We start from the raw sequence: 15,487 nt of genomic DNA, 5'->3' as shown, positions 1-15,487 counted from the left end.
CCGCACACATGGAATTCGCCCTCGTCATCCTGGTCCTGGCCGTGATCTTCGTCGCCAAGTCGGTCAAGGTCGTTCCGCAGCAGAACGCCTGGGTGCTGGAGCGCCTGGGCAAGTACCACGCCACCCTCACGCCCGGCCTGAACGTGGTCCTGCCCTTCGTTGACGTGGTGGGCTACAAACATTCGCTGAAAGAAATTGCGCTGGACGTGCCCAGCCAGGTTTGCATCACCAAAGACAACACGCAACTGCAGGTGGACGGCATCCTGTACTTCCAGGTGACCGACCCGATGCGGGCCAGCTATGGCGCCTCCAACTATGTGATGGCCATCACCCAGCTGGCACAAACCACGCTGCGCTCGGTCATTGGCCGCATGGAGCTGGACAAGACTTTTGAAGAACGCGCAGTGATCAACACCGGCGTGGTCAACGCGCTGGATGAAGCGGCCTTGAACTGGGGCGTGAAGGTCCTGCGCTACGAAATCAAGGACCTGACCCCGCCGGTTGAGATTCTGCGCAGCATGCAGGCGCAGATCACGGCCGAACGTGAAAAGCGCGCCTTGATCGCCGCCTCCGAGGGGCGCCGCCAGGAGCAGATCAACATCGCCACCGGCGAGCGCGAAGCCTTCATCGCCCGGTCAGAGGGCGCAAAACAGGCCGAGATCAACAAGGCCCAGGGTGAGGCCGCCGCCATCACCGCCGTAGCCGATGCCACCGCCGACGCCATCCGCAAGATCGCCGCTGCCATCCAGCAACCCGGTGGTCAGGATGCCGTGAACCTCAAGGTGGCCGAGAAAGCCGTTGAGGCGTATGCCCAATTGGCCCAGAAGAACAACACCATGATCGTTCCGGGCAACATGAGCGAGGTCTCTGCCCTGATCGGCACGGCGATGACTCTGATGAAGCGCACACCTTCCTGACCATGGCCATCGACATCGCCAGCGCGCGCAACGTTCTGGGCGGCCCTTTAAGGGGTTGCTCTTATGCGCCAGTGACCGGTTTTTTCCGAGATGGCTGCTGCCGCACGCGCCGCGATGATTTAGGCCTGCACGTGGTCTGCGTGAAGATGACGGCCGAGTTTCTGGCTTTCTCGGCGGCGCAAGGCAATGATTTGAGCACTGCCATCCCCGAGGCGCGTTTTCCGGGTTTGAAGCCGGGGGATCGTTGGTGCCTGTGCGCCAGCCGATGGCTGGAAGCCTGGCAAGCCGGCATGGCGCCGCCAGTGGTGCTGGAGTCCACGCATGAACAGGCTCTTGAGGTGATCCCGCTGGAGGCCCTCACCGCCCACGCCCTGGCTTCGACACGGCCGCTGGACGACTAGCCTCAGCCTCGGTTGACCTGCTCCAAGGGGTCCAACTCGCCCAGGTCGGTCACCACCGCCAGTCCGGTTTTGCTGGACACGCGCACCTGATTGCGTCCCATGCGCTTGGCCTGGTACAGCGCCTCATCGGCCCAACGGATCAGTGTTTCGGAGTTGCCCCCGACGGCCTGAGCCACCCCCGCTGAAATGGTCACCTTGGGCATCAGCACGCCGTCGTGGTGCACCTCCAGGTTTTCAATCGCCTTGCGGATCTGCTCCATGCGCAAGACGGCATCGCCCTGTTCACAACCCGGCAGCACCAGCGCCATCTCTTCGCCGCCGTAGCGGCAGGCAATGTCATAGCCACGAATGCATTCCAGCAGGACGCCCGCGACAGCTTTCAAAACCACGTCGCCCGCGTCATGCCCACGGCTGTCGTTGAATTGCTTGAAGTGGTCAATGTCGATCATGGCCAGCGACACCACGCCATGGTCACGGCGCACACGTTGCAACTCATTGCCCAGGCACTCGTCCATGAAGCGGCGGTTGTGCAGGCCGGTCAAGGAGTCGGTCATGGCCTGGTCGTGCAGGGAGTTGCGCAACATCAGGTTGCTCAAGGCCAGCTTCAACGTTTCGGCAAACCGCACGGCCCGAGCCTGCACATCGGCCATGCGCTCATCGGTCACCCTGACCTGCTGGCTGAACAAATGCAAGGTGCCGACCGTTTCACCATGGGCCACCATTGGCACGCACAGGTAAGGGCGGAGGTCTTCGCGGGGAATGCACTTGAGGTGAACGCAGCACACGCCGTGATCATGTCCACTGAAGGCGTGAGGCTTGCCGCGCCGCATACCCCAGCAATCGCGGGCCAGGAAGTGCTGCTCTGCCTGCGAAGGCTCACGCCCCCAAGAGGCCCCAATCTGCAATTGGTTCCCACCTGGCTGGGTGGCGGCGAGCCAGCCGGACCAACCGGGGAACAAGCGCTCGCAGGCCTGCCGGATGATGCTGAAGGCTTCTTCCAGGTTGTCCGCGGCGTGCAGCATGTCGCTGGCCTCTTGCACCACCACACCTTCGTCCTGCGCGGCGCGCAACTCTTGCACCATTTCGTGCAGGCGCTGGCGTTGCACAGCGGCTTCCAGCTCGGCCTGCTTGCGCGCGTCGATGTCGATGAAGTAGCCGCGCCGCTCCGAGTGCGAGCGGTCAATGGTGCTGTTGTACAGATGCCAGCGGTAACTTCCATCGGCCATGCGCAGCCTGGCCTCGAACTCCACCTGCAGTTCATCGGGGCTGTTCATGGCTTGAATGAACCGGTCCTTCAAAAGGCGCGAATCGTCTGGGTGGACGATGGACATGGAGTTCGACAAGCTGGTCAAGGCTGCAGGCTCGTAGCCCCACAGTTTGCGCACATTGGTGGACACGTAAACGAACTTAGAGATGCCCCGGGCGTATTGCGCACGGATCATGACCACGGGCCCCGTGGCAAACATCTCGCGCTCTTCGTGCAATGCCAAGCGCATCAGCCAACTTTGGTGGACATCGATCAGGCTGCCATGCACTTTGGTGGGCTGCCCTTGGTCATTGCGCGCTACGACGCGTGCCTTGCACAAGACCCAACGCCAATCTTCACCTGAGACTTTGAAGCGAAAGCGCAACTCGTAGCGCGGGGAGACCCCGGCGAGGTAGTCATTGAGCTGCGAACAAGCCTGTTCGACCTCATCCGGGTGAATCAACTCGCGCCACTGCGGCTGGCTGAACAGGCGGGAATCGACGCCAGCGTCTGACGAGGGCTGAGGCAGGCGGCCGTCTACCCTCACCTGTCCGGATTGGACGTCCACCTCGAAAAAACTCACATCGGCGTTCTCGAAAATGAACTGCCGTTTCGCCTCGCTCTGCGCCAGCAAGGCTTGCACGCCCAGCGTGATGTCGCCAACATGCTGGCGCTGACGCCGGACGCCGCGCCAGGCCAAGCCGTGACCAAGAGCCCCCCCCAAGACCAGCAGGAGCAAAGGCCACCACATCCAAATGAATGATTCAGATCCCAACAAGCCCACTCTCCCAGTGTTGGCCCCAGTATCAACGTCTTCGGCGGCTTCCTAGCGCAAACCCTTATCGCAAACTGTGGAATTTCTCACGCCGCCGAGAAATAGTGCTTGATCCCGGCGAGGATCATTTCCACCGCGATGGCGCACAACACCAGGCCCATGAGTTTTTCGATGGCGGTGACGACCGACTCGCCCAGCCAGCGGTGCAAGGGCTGGCTGGCCAGCAGCACCACCGCGCACACGCCCACGGCCGCCGCCAGGGCCGCTATCCATTCAACGAGTTGCGCAGGTTGGCGGAAAGCCAGCAGCAGCACCGTGGCCATGGCCGAGGGGCCTGCCAGCAGGGGCACGGCGATGGGGAACAGGAAAGGCTCGCGGCCCGACTCACTGGAAGGGGCCGCGTCTTCGTCGAACAGGCGTCGCCCCGAGGCAAAGATGATGCGGATGGACAACAACAGCAAGATCACGCCGCCAGCGACTTCCAGCGAGCGCTCGGACAGGCGCATCAGTTGCAGGAAGGTGCGCCCGCCCAGCATGAAGGCGAGCAACACGCCAAAGGCCATGCAGGCCTCGCGCAAAGCCACCCACACACGCCGCTGAGGCGCCACGCCCCGCATCACCGAGATGAAGATGGGCAAGGTGCCAAATGGATCAAGCACCAGGAGCAGCAGGATGAAGGCCGACGTGATCGTGTGGCTCATGCAGCGGACTTGTCAAAGGTAGGCCGCGACCGGTGGCGAGATCTTCTGGACAATCTTCTTGACCAAGATCGGGCCCCATACACCGGCAATCAACAAGACCACAAAGTGTCCGACAAAGTATCCATCCCGCCATGGCATGACGCTGAGGGTCACAGCTTTGGCAATGCCAATGCACAAGGTATTGAACAGGTAGATGCTGAAGGTGTAGATGCCTGCGGTCATGAAGAACGACTTGCCTGGCCCTTGCACTTGATTCGCAAGCGCCAGGACAAAAGGCACGGACAAAGTGCCAACGAACCACTTGGACAAAGGCTCTTGCCAAACACCGTAAACCAAAGCGGCCAACAACGGCATCGCCCAAAGCGCGAGTCTGGGATTGATCACGCTGGCGGCCTTGCCCCAGTGCTGCCCCAGCAAGATCCCCGCCGAGAAAAACGGCAGGTACATCACCAGGTTCGCGATGTTGAAGGTTGAAGGCCAGGCAAAAGGGTAAAGAACGATGCCCAAAGCCATCATCGCCCAAGGTGTGGCACGGGGAGCCTGATGGAGAAACCAGGGAAAGACCAGGTAATAGGCCGACAGCACGTAAATGAACCAAAGAAAGGACGCCGCCGAGGCCATCGGCCGCAAGAACAAGTCCAAAAGGCCGCTCACCACGCCCTGCGGGATGTTATCGACGTGGATGAAACGGCTGGCGACCAACTTGCCGCAGATGATGGCCAGACCCAGAAGGGCATAGGGAATCACCAGCTTCTTGAGCCTTTTGCGAACATAACCCAACACTGCGGCCTGGTTGGCGAGCACCTTCCAGGACAGGCCCAACGAGATGCCCGAGAGCACCATGAACAGCGGCATGTGGAAAGAGTAGATTGCCAGACGCAGCAGGTTGTACCAGTCCGCCCCCGGCACATCCTCGCGGGCCGCGACATGGCCGACCACGACCAGAACGATGGCCATGCCTTTGGCAATGTCCAGGCTGTTCACCCGTTCGGTCATGTGATCTCCTGATGGTTCAAATTGAGGGCTCGCATCTTGGTTGTCGGCATTTGGTGGTCCGGGCTTGATCGGCTCAGTCGTCAGAGTTGGAGTCCAGGCCGGGGAACAACACCGAGGTGTAGCCAAAGCGGGAAAAGTCGCGGATCCGCATGGGGTAGAGCTTGCCGATCAGGTGATCGCATTCGTGCTGAACCACGCGGGCGTGGAAGCCTTCGGCCTCGCGGTCGATGGGATGTCCCCACTGGTCAAAGCCGGTGTATCGGATGCGGGTCAGGCGGGGCACCACGCCACGCAGGCCGGGCACCGACAAGCAGCCTTCCCAGCCGTCTTCCTCATCGGCCGACAAAGGCGTGATGAGGGGGTTGATGAGCACGGTTTGCGGCACAGGTGGCGCATCGGGGTAGCGCTCGGAGCGGGTCATGCCGAAGATGGCCACGGCCAGGTCGACGCCGATCTGGGGGGCGGCCAGGCCAGCGCCTTGGGCGGCCGCCATGGTGTCGAACATGTCGGCGATCAGGGCGTGCAACTCGGGGGTGTCGAAGTGTTCGACTGGCTGAGCAACTCGCAAAAGGCGTGAGTCGCCCATCTTGAGGATCTCACGCACTGCCATCTTGGAGGCTCCCGGGTTCGATGTTCAACAAGGCCAACAGCCCTTCCTGGTCGACGATGGTCAGGCCCAGTTCCTGGGCCTTGTCCAGCTTGCTGCCGGCCTCGGCGCCGGCCACGACGTAGGTGGTTTTCTTGGAGACCGAACCGGCCACTTTGCCGCCCTGGGCTTCGATCAGGGCCTTGGCTTCTTCGCGGCCCAGCGTCGGTAACGTGCCGGTGAGCACGAAGGTTTTTCCGAACATGGGCAGACTGGCGGCGTCAGCCTCCGCCGATGGCTCGTGCTCGGGCCAGGTGACGCCTGCGGCGCGCAACTGCTCCACCACTTCGCAATTGTGAGCTTGATCAAAAAAGGTGCGGATGCTTTGCGCAACGATGGGCCCCACGTCCTTCACGGCCAGCAACTGTTCCACGCTGGCGTGCATGACCCCGCCGCCGTTCTCGTCGTCCTTGTGCCCCATCTTGCCAAAGTGCTTGGCCAGGTCCTTGGCGGTGGCTTCGCCCACATGGCGGATGCCGAGGCCGAACAGGAAGCGCGGCAAGGTGGTCTGCTTGCTTTTTTCAAGCGCCGAGACGATGTTTTGCGCGCTTTTATCGGCCATGCGGTCCAGGGCGGCCAGCTTGGCCACGCCCATCTTGTAAAGCTCGGGCAAGGTGCGAACCAGGCCGCCATCCACCAACTGGTCCACCAGCTTCTCGCCCAGCCCTTCAACCTCAACTGCGCGGCGCTGGGCGAAGTGCAGCAGTGCCTGCTTGCGTTGGGCGGCACAGAACAAGCCGCCCGAGCAGCGGTGATTCATCTCGCCCGGCTCACGCTCCACCGTGCTTTGGCAAATGGGGCAATGCCGGGGCATGCGGAAGTTGAGCACGTAGCTGGCACGCGGCACGGCCGACACCACGCTCACCACTTCGGGGATGACGTCGCCCGCGCGGCGCACGATCACGGTGTCACCCACCCGCACACGCTTGCGGCGCATCTCGAACAGGTTGTGCAAGGTGGCATTGGTGACCGTGACACCGCCCACGAAGACCGGCTTGAGCCGGGCCACGGGCGTGAGCTTGCCAGTGCGACCCACCTGGATGTCGATGGCTTCAACCTGGGTCAGTTGCTCTTGCGCGGGGTACTTGTGGGCCACGGCCCAACGCGGTTCGCGCGAGACGAACCCCAGGCGATCTTGCAAGTCGCGGCGGTTGACCTTGTAGACGATGCCATCGATGTCGAAAGGCAGTTGGTCGCGTTTGGCGCCAATCGCCTGGTGGAAGCCGATCAGGCCAGCTGGGCCGTCGGCGCCTTGTGCCACCAGGCGCTCATCGCTCACCGGCAGCCCCATGGCTTGCAAGGCGTCCAGCATCGCGCTGTGTGTGGGGGGCACGTTCCAACCCTGGACATCGCCCAGGCCGTAGGCGAAAAAGCTCAGCGGCCGTTGCACGGTGATGTTCGGGTCGAGCTGGCGAACCGCACCAGCCGCCGCATTGCGCGGGTTCACAAACGTCTTGCCACCCTGGTCTCGTTGGCGCTCGTTGAGCTTGTCGAAATCATCGCGGCGCATGTAGACCTCGCCGCGCACCTCGAGCACTTCGGCTTTCACGCCTTTCAGGCGATGGGGAATCTGGCGAATGGTGCGGATGTTCTGGGTGACGTCTTCGCCCACTTCGCCATCGCCGCGCGTGGTGGCTTGCACCAGCAGGCCCTGTTCGTAGCGCAGGTTGATGGCCAGGCCGTCGAACTTCAGCTCGGCGCCGTATTCCACCGGCGGGTCTGCATCGGTGAGCCTCAGTTCGCGACGCACCCGCGCGTCGAAGGCCAAGGCGCCAGTCGCTTCGGTGTCGGTCTCGGTGCGGATGGACAGCATGGGCACGGCGTGGCGCACCGGCGTGAAGCCGTCGAGCACCTGGCCCAGCACACGTTGCGTGGGCGAATCGGCCGTGCGCAATTCAGGGTGGGCTTCCTCCAGGGCTTCAAGCGCCTGGAAGAGCCGGTCGTACTCGGTATCGGGGATCTGCGGGGCATCCAGCGTGTAGTACTGGTGCGCGTGGTGCTGAAGCTGCTCGCGCAGCTGCGCGATGCGTTCGGCCACGGATTCGTCGTTCGGCATGGCCGAGGTCTCCACGCCCATCAACTGAACAAGCGCCGTGCCGTGGCCGAACCAGCCGCCAGATCACGTGCAGCCAGGGCTTCGTACAGGCGCTGCAATTCACCTTCGATGGAGGCGAATGCGGCTGGCGAAAACGGCTGGCCCTGGTCATCGGCCATCATGGCGTCCAGCCCCAGCGACAAGGCTTGGCCAGCCGCGCACCAAGCGTTGAAAGGTGAGCCTTCCGCCGCCGTTTGAGGCACGTCGAATGACAAGATCAATTCACGCAGGGTGGCCTGCTCCTGGTCTTCGGCAAAGGCGGCCTGGGCATCGAATTGCAAGGTCAGCACGGGCGGCGCGCCCTCTTCCGTCGATGGCAGCACGAAGCGGCCCGGCAAGGCACCCGGCATGAAGCCATGGCGCGCGGCCTGCTGCTGGACATAGCCGATCGACCAGGCGCTGCCTTGGGCATACAGGCGCAAGGCCAATTGAGCGTCGTGACCACTGGCAAAGCCGTCCAGTTCCTTGGCACGCGCGACCACGTCCAGCATGTCGGGGAACTCGACCGAAGCGCCCATGGCATCGGCACAAGCCTGCACCTTTTGCACAAATTCGGAGTACTCGATCTCGTTGAGGCCGCCCGTGCGGTTGGCCAGCAGCACGCCAGCTTGCAACTCGCTGTAGACCACGCCGAGCTGCGGGGCTTCCCACTCGCTGCAATCAACGCGCAGGCCTTCAATCATGAAAGGCTTGCTGCCGGCGCGGCGGGTGGTCGGCAGGTGCAGCAGCACGTTGTCGCCGCTGACGGGGGTGTCAATGGTCAAGGTGGCGATGGCATCAATCAGGGCGTCCAGCTTGGGCTGGTTGCGCTTGACGGGGGGCGGCAGGTTCATCGCGCCAGATTCGCGCTCCTCAAACGTGGGATCGCCCGGCACGGTGTCGCCCATCTCGGTGGGAATGGTGTCGGCCTCGGACCGGTCGATGGTGCCGGTGCCCATGGGCTCGAGCGCGGCGCGGCGGGGTTGGCGTGCAGCATTCTTGCGGGCCGTCCAGGCGCCATGCGCCACGAAAGCCGCCAGAACCAGGCCGCCCAACAGGGCCAGATACAAAGTGAGTGAGTTGTTCATGGGGAATGTGTTGGGTTCTTCTTCTGCGCTTCGCTCAGGCGGCCTGGGCCATCGAGAAGGCGGCCTCCATGTCGACCGCGACGATGCGCGAGACGCCCTGCTCCTGCATGGTCACTCCGATCAACTGCTCGGCCATTTCCATGGCGATCTTGTTGTGCGAGATGAACAGGAACTGCGTGCCGCTGGACATCTGTTTGACCAGCTTGGCGTAGCGCTCGGTGTTGGCGTCGTCCAGGGGGGCATCGACTTCGTCGAGCAGGCAGAAAGGCGCGGGGTTGAGCTGGAAAATGGCGAACACCAGGGCGATGGCCGTGAGCGCTTTTTCGCCACCGGACAAGAGGTGGATGGTGCTGTTCTTCTTACCGGGCGGGTGGGCCATGACTTGCACGCCTGCGTCGAGGATTTCGTCGCCAGTCATGACCAGCTTGGCCGTGCCGCCGCCGAACAGCTCGGGGAACATGCGGCCGAAATGTTCGTTGACGGTGTTGAAGGTGCCCGCCAACAGATCGCGGGTTTCAATGTCGATCTTGTGGATGGCGTCTTCGAGGGTGTTGATGGCGTCGAGCAGGTCGGCCATCTGCGAGTCCAGGAAGCCCTTGCGTTCGCGGGCTGCGGTCAGCTCGTCCAGAGCGGCCAGGTTGACGGCGCCCAAGGCGTTGATTTCGCGCTGGATGCGGTCGATTTCGCTTTGCAGGCCATGCAGCTTGACGCCGTTTTCTTCGATGTTGCGGGCCAGCACTTCGAGGTCCACGCTGGCGGCAATCAGTTGCTCCATGAACTGAGCACCGCCCAGCGAGGCGGCCTGCTCTTCGAGCTGCAGCTTGGTGATCTGGTCGCGTAACGGTTGCAGGCTGCGCTCGAACTCCATGCGCTGCTCGTCAGCGCGGCGCAGTTGGGCCGACAGGTCGTCGTAGCGACTGCGGGTCTGGCCCAGGGCGCTTTCTTTTTCCAGCTTGACGGCCAGGGCTTCGTCCAGGCCGGTGCCAGCGGCCGTCTCGGACAGGCGGGCGTGCTCTTCGTGCAGCGTCACAGCGCTGGCTTCGTTGGCCTGGATCTGCTGCACAGAAGTCTCGATGCCGCGCTGCAACTCGCCACGCCGCGCCGACATGCTGCGGGCGCTGAAAGCGGCTTCTTGCGCCTGGCGCTCCAGCGCGCGCGACTGCTCACGCGCATGATTGAGCTTACGCTCAGCCTCGATCACGGCTTCTTCCAACTGGGCATGGCGCTCTTGCGCATCGGCCAGCGACAAGTCCAGCTCTTCAAAGCGGGCCTCGCCCGTGGCGCGGCGTTCGTTCAGCTCTTCCAGCTGGCCATCGATCTCGCCCACCTCACTGGCGATCTGCTCGCGCCGCGCATTGCTTTGTTGCGCTTGCTGCGTCAGGCGCAGCACCTCGACCTGCACCTGGTGCGTGCGTTGCTGCAACTCGCTGGTGTCGCGCCGGGCCGTGACCAGGCGCTGCGAGGCATCGGTGTAAGCCGCTTCGGCTCGGATCAAGGCAGCACGGGCATCGTCGGCCATGATGGCCTGGGCGCGCACCTGCTTTTCCAGGCTTTCGATTTCCTGAGCACGGGCCAACATGCCAGCCTGCTCCGAATCGGGTGCATAGAAGCTGACCGCGAACTGGCTGACCGCATGACCGGCCTGGGTCATGATGACCTCGCCGTGCGTCAACTTGCCACGGTTGGCCAGGGCCTCTTCCATGCTGCCGGCGGTGTAGACGCCTTCCAGCCAATCGTTGAGCAAGGCCTTCAGGCCCTGATCATTCAAGCGCAGCAGGTCAGACAGGCGTGGCAGCGTTTGATGGCTGTTGGCGATCTGGCCTGAGGGCGGGCTGTAAAAGGCCAGCTTGGCGGGCGGCGCATCGTTTTCAAAAGCGCGCACGGTTTCGACCCGGCCCACTTCCAGGGCCGACAAGCGCTCGCGCAGGGATGATTCCAGCGCGTTTTCCCAGCCGTTCTCGATGTGGATCTTGGTCCACAGGCCGGGCAAGCCATCCAGACCATGCTTGGCCAACCAGGGCTTGAGCTTGCCTTCCGTCTGCACCTTTTCTTGCAAGGCGCGCAGGGCTTCCAAACGCGCAGTCAGGTCGGATTGCCTGCTGGCCTGGGCATTGGCATCGCTCTGGCGTTCCTTGCGGGCGTCGTCCAGCGCGGGCACGGACTCGGTCAGCTCCCCCAGTTGGGCCTCGGCCACGGCCAGATCTTCCTGGCCCGCTTCAAGCTGGCGGGTCAACTCGGTCAAGCTCAACTCGTCGGGCGCGGCCAGGGTTTGCTTCTCGGCCACCAGGCGTTCACGGCGCAGGTTGAGCTGGCGCGATTGATCATCAATGTTGCGTGAATCTGCTGCCAGCAACTGGATCTGCTGCTGCACCTGCCCGGCCACGCCACGTTGCTCATTCGCCTTTTGTGAAGCAGCACGCACCGTGTCTTCAAAGGTCGGCACATTGGCAGTCAGCTCCTCAGCTTGCGCGGCCAGGATCTCGGCCTGCTCTTCGGCGGCGGCCATCCGTTCGGCCAGGGTTTCCAGTTCTTCCTCGGCAGACACCTTGCGGTCGGCCCATTGGTCGTTCTGGCCTTTCAGTTCGGCCAGGCGTTGCTCAACCTTCTGGCGGCCTTCGACCACATAGCGGATGCGCTCTTCCAGACGGCTGACTTCCAGGTTGGCTTCGGCCAAGGCGCCTTGCGCCGTGTGCAGCTCGTCGCTGGATTCGTAATGCGCCTGGCGCACATGCTCCAGCTCGGCTTCGACCTGGCGCAACTCGGCCATGCGGCCTTCCAGCGCGTTGGTCGCGCCCAGGATGTCCTGCTTGATGCGCGATTCTTCGGTGGAGGCATCGCGGTGCTTGAGGAACCACAGCTGGTGCAGCTTCAAGGTGCCCTGCTCTTGCAGGCCGTTGTAGCGCGTGGCGACCTCGGCCTGGCGCTCCAGCTTTTCCAGGTTGTTGTTCAGCTCGCGCAGGATGTCGTCCACGCGCGTCAGGTTCTCGCGGGTGTCCTTCAGGCGGTGCTCGGTCTCGCGGCGGCGCTCCTTGTATTTGGACACGCCAGCCGCTTCTTCCAGGAACAGGCGCAGCTCTTCAGGCTTGGATTCGATGATCCGGCTGATGGTGCCCTGGCCGATGATGGCGTAGGCGCGCGGCCCCAGGCCCGTGCCCAAGAACACGTCTTGCACATCGCGGCGGCGCACAGGCTGGTTGTTGATGAAATAGCTGGAGGTGCCATCGCGAGTCAGCACGCGCTTGACGGCGATCTCTGCGAACTGGTTCCACTGGCCACCGGCACGCGCATCTTCATTGCTGAACACCAGTTCGACGCTGGCCCGACTGGCCGGCTTGCGGTTGCCCGAGCCATTGAAGATCACGTCCTGCATGGACTCGCCACGCAACTCGGATGCTTTCGATTCGCCCAACACCCAGCGCACCGCGTCCATGATGTTGGACTTGCCGCAACCGTTGGGCCCCACCACGCCCACCAACTGACCAGGCAACTGGAAGGTGGTCGGCTCGGCGAATGACTTGAAGCCAGACAGCTTGATCGAATTCAGGCGCATGCGTGTTGAGTCGACTAAGTCATTGATTTATAAGAAAAAACACGCGAAGCAGCGCATTCATTCGGGTCTGGGATGATAGCATCGGCGCTTCCCCAGATTTCCCTCCTACCGCAGCTCACCATGGCCAAGAAAGCCCCCTCCGCCCGCGCCGCCAAGAGCGCCACCGCCGACACCATCACCGTGGGTGAGCGCGCCAAGCCCGCTACACCGCCTTCGGCCGCCACGCGCAAGCTGGATGTCTTCCCCAATCCCGCCCCCCAGCGCGACTACGTCATCCAATTCCAGATCCCGGAATTCACCTGCTTTTGCCCGCTGACGGGCCAGCCCGACTTCGCGCACTTCACCATCGAGTGCATCGCCGACAAGCTGTGCATTGAGCTCAAGAGCCTGAAGATGTACATGTGGAGCTACCGCAACGACGGCGCTTTCCACGAAAAAGTTACCAACGCCATCCTGGACGACTTCGTGAAAGCGATCCAGCCGCGCTACTTGCGCATCACCGCCAAGTGGTATGTGCGCGGTGGCATCTACACCAATGTGGTGGTCGAGCACCGCCAAAAAGGCTGGAAGCCTTTGCCCAAAGTTGAATTGCCGCAGCACTCGGCTGAAAGCGGCATGCTGGGCTGATTTAGTCACACAAGCGCCCCCAACGCGGGGCTGCAGACGTAACACAATGTCAAGATTGGCTGTCATCTGCCGATAGCCAAGGGTCAACCAGCCTTCACTTGATGAAATCACCCTCTTGGCAGACACCGTTTCTTGACTGGGCGCTTGGGCAAAAACAGCCCACGCGCCGCTATGTGCTGCTGGTGCTGGCCACCTTGCAGTTGTATGCTGTCACGATCGGCATCCTGTTGCACTCGGTTCACCTGGGCCTGCTGAACCGGCCCATGGCCAATTGGCTGATCCTGGGTGGTGCCACCACCTTCCTGACGGTTTTCGCCCTGGTGCGCTCTGGCTGGAGCCTGCGTCTCAAAGACCCGATCATGGCGTTTCCCCATGCCCTGGCCAGCAACTTCATCTGCGTGCTGGCCTTCATGCAACTGGGCGACCACCGCAGTAACGTCCTCATCATCATCAGCCAGACCATCGTGGCGGCCATGTTCCGGCTCAAACCCGCACGGGTGTTGTTGCTGGGCGCCTTGACCGTGGGCATGCTGGCCGTGGCCACCATCACCTTGACCTTGTACGACCCCCTTCGTTACCCCGTCACCAAAAGCTGGGCCATTCTGGCCGTGGGCGGCTCCGCTTTACTCATGCTGTCGCTGGTGGGCAAATGGATCAGCGACATCGGGGTGAAACTGGGGCGTCAAACCAGGGAGCTGGGCGAAGCGGTGCGCACCGTGGAGCAAATGGCCACCACCGACATGCTCACCGGCCTGCTGAACCGCCGGGTCCTGACCGACCTGGCCGAGGCCGAATTGAAGCTGATGGAGCGCACCGGCGCGCCCATGTGCGTGGCCTTGATCGACCTGGATCACTTCAAGGACATCAATGACCGGTTTGGCCACCACGCGGGCGACACCGCGCTCAAGGGCTTTGCCCAAAGCATCACGCCGCAATTGCGCCAGGTCGATAAATTGTCCCGCTGGGGCGGTGAAGAATTCCTGCTCATGCTGCCGCAGTTGAACGAACACGAAGCCTTGACCGCGCTGGAGCGTTTGCGCCAAACGGTGGAAGCCCTGGTTTTCAAGGACCACGCCCTGATGCAGTTGACCTTCTCGGTCGGCATTGCCCAGGCTCAACCCGGCGAAAGCCTGGAACACCTGGTGGATCGGGCTGACCGAGCCGTCTACGAGGCCAAGCGGCAAGGTCGCAACCGCTGCGTGCTGGCTTCATCCCCCTCGGCATCTGCCGAGCCCATGGCCGAGACCCTGACATGAGCGAACCAAGCTCGACCCACCTCCCTGAGGAAGACCCGCTGCTGGACGGCGTTGGCAGGCTGGTGGCTTTCATCTTCGGCCCGGACCGCGTCACCCGCTCTCGCACCGTCGCCATCCTGCTGTGCGCGCTGATGTACGTGATTTGCTGCTGGGCAGCATCTTACGTGGCAGACATCGGCCTGATCAGAGCCTTCGCCCCAAGCCTGCTGATGGCCACGACATTTCCGGCCTACGCGGTGTTTTTTGCGCTGGTGCGCAGCGGCAAGACGCGCCACCTGAAAGACCCTGCGCTGATGATCCCCCAGAACGTCTTCGCGCTGCTGGCCATCGGTTTTGCCTACACCGCCCTGGGGCCCTACGACCGGGGCCTGGTCATGGTTCTGACCGCCTTGGTCATGGTCTTTGGCATGTACACCCACACCCCCAAGCAATCCGTGATGGTCGGGCTGGCAGCCATGCTGATGCTGGGGTGCAGCATGGGCTTGCTGTCGCACATGGACCCTGGCTACTACCCGCCTGACCTCGAGCTGATCCGGTTTGAGCTGATGCTGGGCACCATGCCCCCACTCATCTTCACGGCTTACAAGATTTCAAGCTGGCGCAACCGGCTGTTCAAGCAGCGAACAGAACTCAAGGCAGCGCTGGAGCAGGTCCGGCAGTTGGCCACCCATGACGCCTTGACCGGCCTGTTCAACCGCCGACATATGCAGGACAAGCTGGAAAACGCCGTGATGCGCTTTGACCGCTATGGCGAGCGCTTCACCGTGGTGGTGATTGACCTCGACCATTTCAAGCTGGTGAATGACCGCCATGGGCACCGGGTGGGCGATGACAGCCTGAGCGCCTTTGCCAAGGCCGCACTGGTCGTGCTGCGCGACACCGACACCATTGCCCGCTGGGGGGGCGAAGAATTTTTGATCCTGATGCCCAATACCAGCCAGGAAAAGACCCAGGTCGCCCTGGAGCGCCTGCGCACAGCGATGGCAGCATGCACCCTGTCGGCCGCCGTGCCCACGTTGCGCGTCACCTTTTCGGCGGGCGTAGCGGTGCACGACAGCATCACCGCGCTCAGCCAGACCATCGAACGCGCCGATCAGGCCCTTTATGAGGCCAAAAACACTGGTCGTGACCGGGTCGTCATCGCGCCACCGCCCAAGCGCTGACACATTCCGCGCTAACCCGCGCCACCGGCGTGCGTGGGGCTGGGATA

At 62.8% G+C, this 15,487-nt stretch carries 12 protein-coding genes; 5 read left to right on the top strand and 7 right to left on the bottom strand.

Features of this window, described 5'->3' with window-relative positions:
* Positions 1 to 8 precede the first annotated feature (8 nt).
* Together PSV38_RS07180 and PSV38_RS07175 are read left to right on the top strand one after the other, a co-directional pair.
* Positions 9 to 917, top strand: coding sequence for a stomatin-like protein (locus tag PSV38_RS07180; protein WP_300546213.1), 909 nt, complete (start codon positions 9 to 11; stop codon positions 915 to 917).
* 2 nt (positions 918 to 919) lie between these two features.
* On the top strand, positions 920 to 1,318 hold the full coding sequence (locus PSV38_RS07175; protein WP_300546212.1) for a DUF2237 domain-containing protein: 399 nt from the start codon (positions 920 to 922) through the stop codon (positions 1,316 to 1,318).
* Positions 1,319 to 1,320: 2 nt separating this feature from the next.
* On the opposite strand, the gene PSV38_RS07170 is transcribed toward PSV38_RS07175, so the two are convergent.
* From PSV38_RS07170 to smc, 7 genes are all read right to left on the bottom strand, one after another.
* Positions 1,321 to 3,342 (bottom strand): diguanylate cyclase, encoded by a 2,022-nt coding sequence (locus PSV38_RS07170; protein WP_300546210.1) that lies wholly within the window; start codon positions 3,340 to 3,342, stop codon positions 1,321 to 1,323.
* An 83-nt stretch (positions 3,343 to 3,425) separates the two neighbouring features.
* On the bottom strand, positions 3,426 to 4,040 hold the full coding sequence (locus PSV38_RS07165) for a MarC family protein (RefSeq protein ID WP_300546209.1): 615 nt from the start codon (positions 4,038 to 4,040) through the stop codon (positions 3,426 to 3,428).
* A 12-nt stretch (positions 4,041 to 4,052) separates the two neighbouring features.
* Positions 4,053 to 5,036: an acyltransferase gene (locus PSV38_RS07160; RefSeq protein ID WP_300546208.1), complete on the bottom strand. Its 984-nt coding sequence runs from the start codon at positions 5,034 to 5,036 to the stop codon at positions 4,053 to 4,055.
* 73 nt (positions 5,037 to 5,109) lie between these two features.
* Positions 5,110 to 5,646, bottom strand: a complete 537-nt coding sequence (def, locus tag PSV38_RS07155) for a peptide deformylase (protein ID WP_300546207.1) — start codon at positions 5,644 to 5,646, stop codon at positions 5,110 to 5,112.
* The gene (ligA, locus tag PSV38_RS07150; protein WP_300546206.1) at positions 5,633 to 7,738 is read right to left on the bottom strand and encodes an NAD-dependent DNA ligase LigA; all 2,106 of its coding nucleotides are present in this window, start codon (positions 7,736 to 7,738) and stop codon (positions 5,633 to 5,635) included. Before ligA ends, def begins: the two co-directional genes overlap by 14 nt.
* Positions 7,739 to 7,758: 20 nt before the next feature.
* Positions 7,759 to 8,844 carry a cell division protein FtsZ gene (locus PSV38_RS07145; protein ID WP_300546205.1) on the bottom strand — a complete coding sequence of 362 codons (1,086 nt, stop codon included), beginning with the start codon at positions 8,842 to 8,844 and terminating at the stop codon, positions 7,759 to 7,761.
* 34 nt (positions 8,845 to 8,878) lie between these two features.
* Positions 8,879 to 12,394, bottom strand: a complete 3,516-nt coding sequence (smc, locus tag PSV38_RS07140; protein ID WP_300546203.1) for a chromosome segregation protein SMC — start codon at positions 12,392 to 12,394, stop codon at positions 8,879 to 8,881.
* A gap of 120 nt (positions 12,395 to 12,514) precedes the next feature.
* Between smc and queF the strand changes: the two genes are divergently transcribed.
* The 3 genes from queF to PSV38_RS07125 all read left to right on the top strand — a co-directional run bounded on the left by queF (position 12,515) and on the right by PSV38_RS07125 (position 15,440).
* Positions 12,515 to 13,021, top strand: a complete 507-nt coding sequence (gene queF / locus PSV38_RS07135) for a preQ(1) synthase (protein WP_300546202.1) — start codon at positions 12,515 to 12,517, stop codon at positions 13,019 to 13,021.
* A gap of 101 nt (positions 13,022 to 13,122) precedes the next feature.
* The gene (locus PSV38_RS07130) at positions 13,123 to 14,277 is read left to right on the top strand and encodes a sensor domain-containing diguanylate cyclase (RefSeq protein ID WP_300546201.1); all 1,155 of its coding nucleotides are present in this window, start codon (positions 13,123 to 13,125) and stop codon (positions 14,275 to 14,277) included.
* Positions 14,274 to 15,440: a GGDEF domain-containing protein gene (locus PSV38_RS07125; protein ID WP_300546200.1), complete on the top strand. Its 1,167-nt coding sequence runs from the start codon at positions 14,274 to 14,276 to the stop codon at positions 15,438 to 15,440. Before PSV38_RS07130 ends, PSV38_RS07125 begins: the two co-directional genes overlap by 4 nt.
* Positions 15,441 to 15,487 lie beyond the last annotated feature (47 nt).

The organism is Aquabacterium sp., from assembly GCF_029946005.1.
In the GTDB taxonomy this organism is placed as follows: Bacteria; Pseudomonadota; Gammaproteobacteria; order Burkholderiales; family Burkholderiaceae_C; genus Aquabacterium.
This window is presented reverse-complemented; position numbering and strand designations above follow the sequence as displayed.

Coding starts and splice junctions, on each gene's coding strand:
- PSV38_RS07145 (WP_300546205.1), bottom strand. CDS start 8,844: ATGAACAACTCACTCACTTTGTATCTGGCCCTGTTGGGCGGCCTGGTT.
- PSV38_RS07125 (WP_300546200.1), top strand. CDS start 14,274: ATGAGCGAACCAAGCTCGACCCACCTCCCTGAGGAAGACCCGCTGCTG.
- PSV38_RS07180 (WP_300546213.1), top strand. CDS start 9: ATGGAATTCGCCCTCGTCATCCTGGTCCTGGCCGTGATCTTCGTCGCC.
- smc (WP_300546203.1), bottom strand. CDS start 12,394: ATGCGCCTGAATTCGATCAAGCTGTCTGGCTTCAAGTCATTCGCCGAG.
- PSV38_RS07165 (WP_300546209.1), bottom strand. CDS start 4,040: ATGAGCCACACGATCACGTCGGCCTTCATCCTGCTGCTCCTGGTGCTT.
- ligA (WP_300546206.1), bottom strand. CDS start 7,738: ATGCCGAACGACGAATCCGTGGCCGAACGCATCGCGCAGCTGCGCGAG.
- PSV38_RS07130 (WP_300546201.1), top strand. CDS start 13,123: ATGAAATCACCCTCTTGGCAGACACCGTTTCTTGACTGGGCGCTTGGG.
- PSV38_RS07160 (WP_300546208.1), bottom strand. CDS start 5,036: ATGACCGAACGGGTGAACAGCCTGGACATTGCCAAAGGCATGGCCATC.
- def (WP_300546207.1), bottom strand. CDS start 5,646: ATGGCAGTGCGTGAGATCCTCAAGATGGGCGACTCACGCCTTTTGCGA.
- PSV38_RS07175 (WP_300546212.1), top strand. CDS start 920: ATGGCCATCGACATCGCCAGCGCGCGCAACGTTCTGGGCGGCCCTTTA.
- queF (WP_300546202.1), top strand. CDS start 12,515: ATGGCCAAGAAAGCCCCCTCCGCCCGCGCCGCCAAGAGCGCCACCGCC.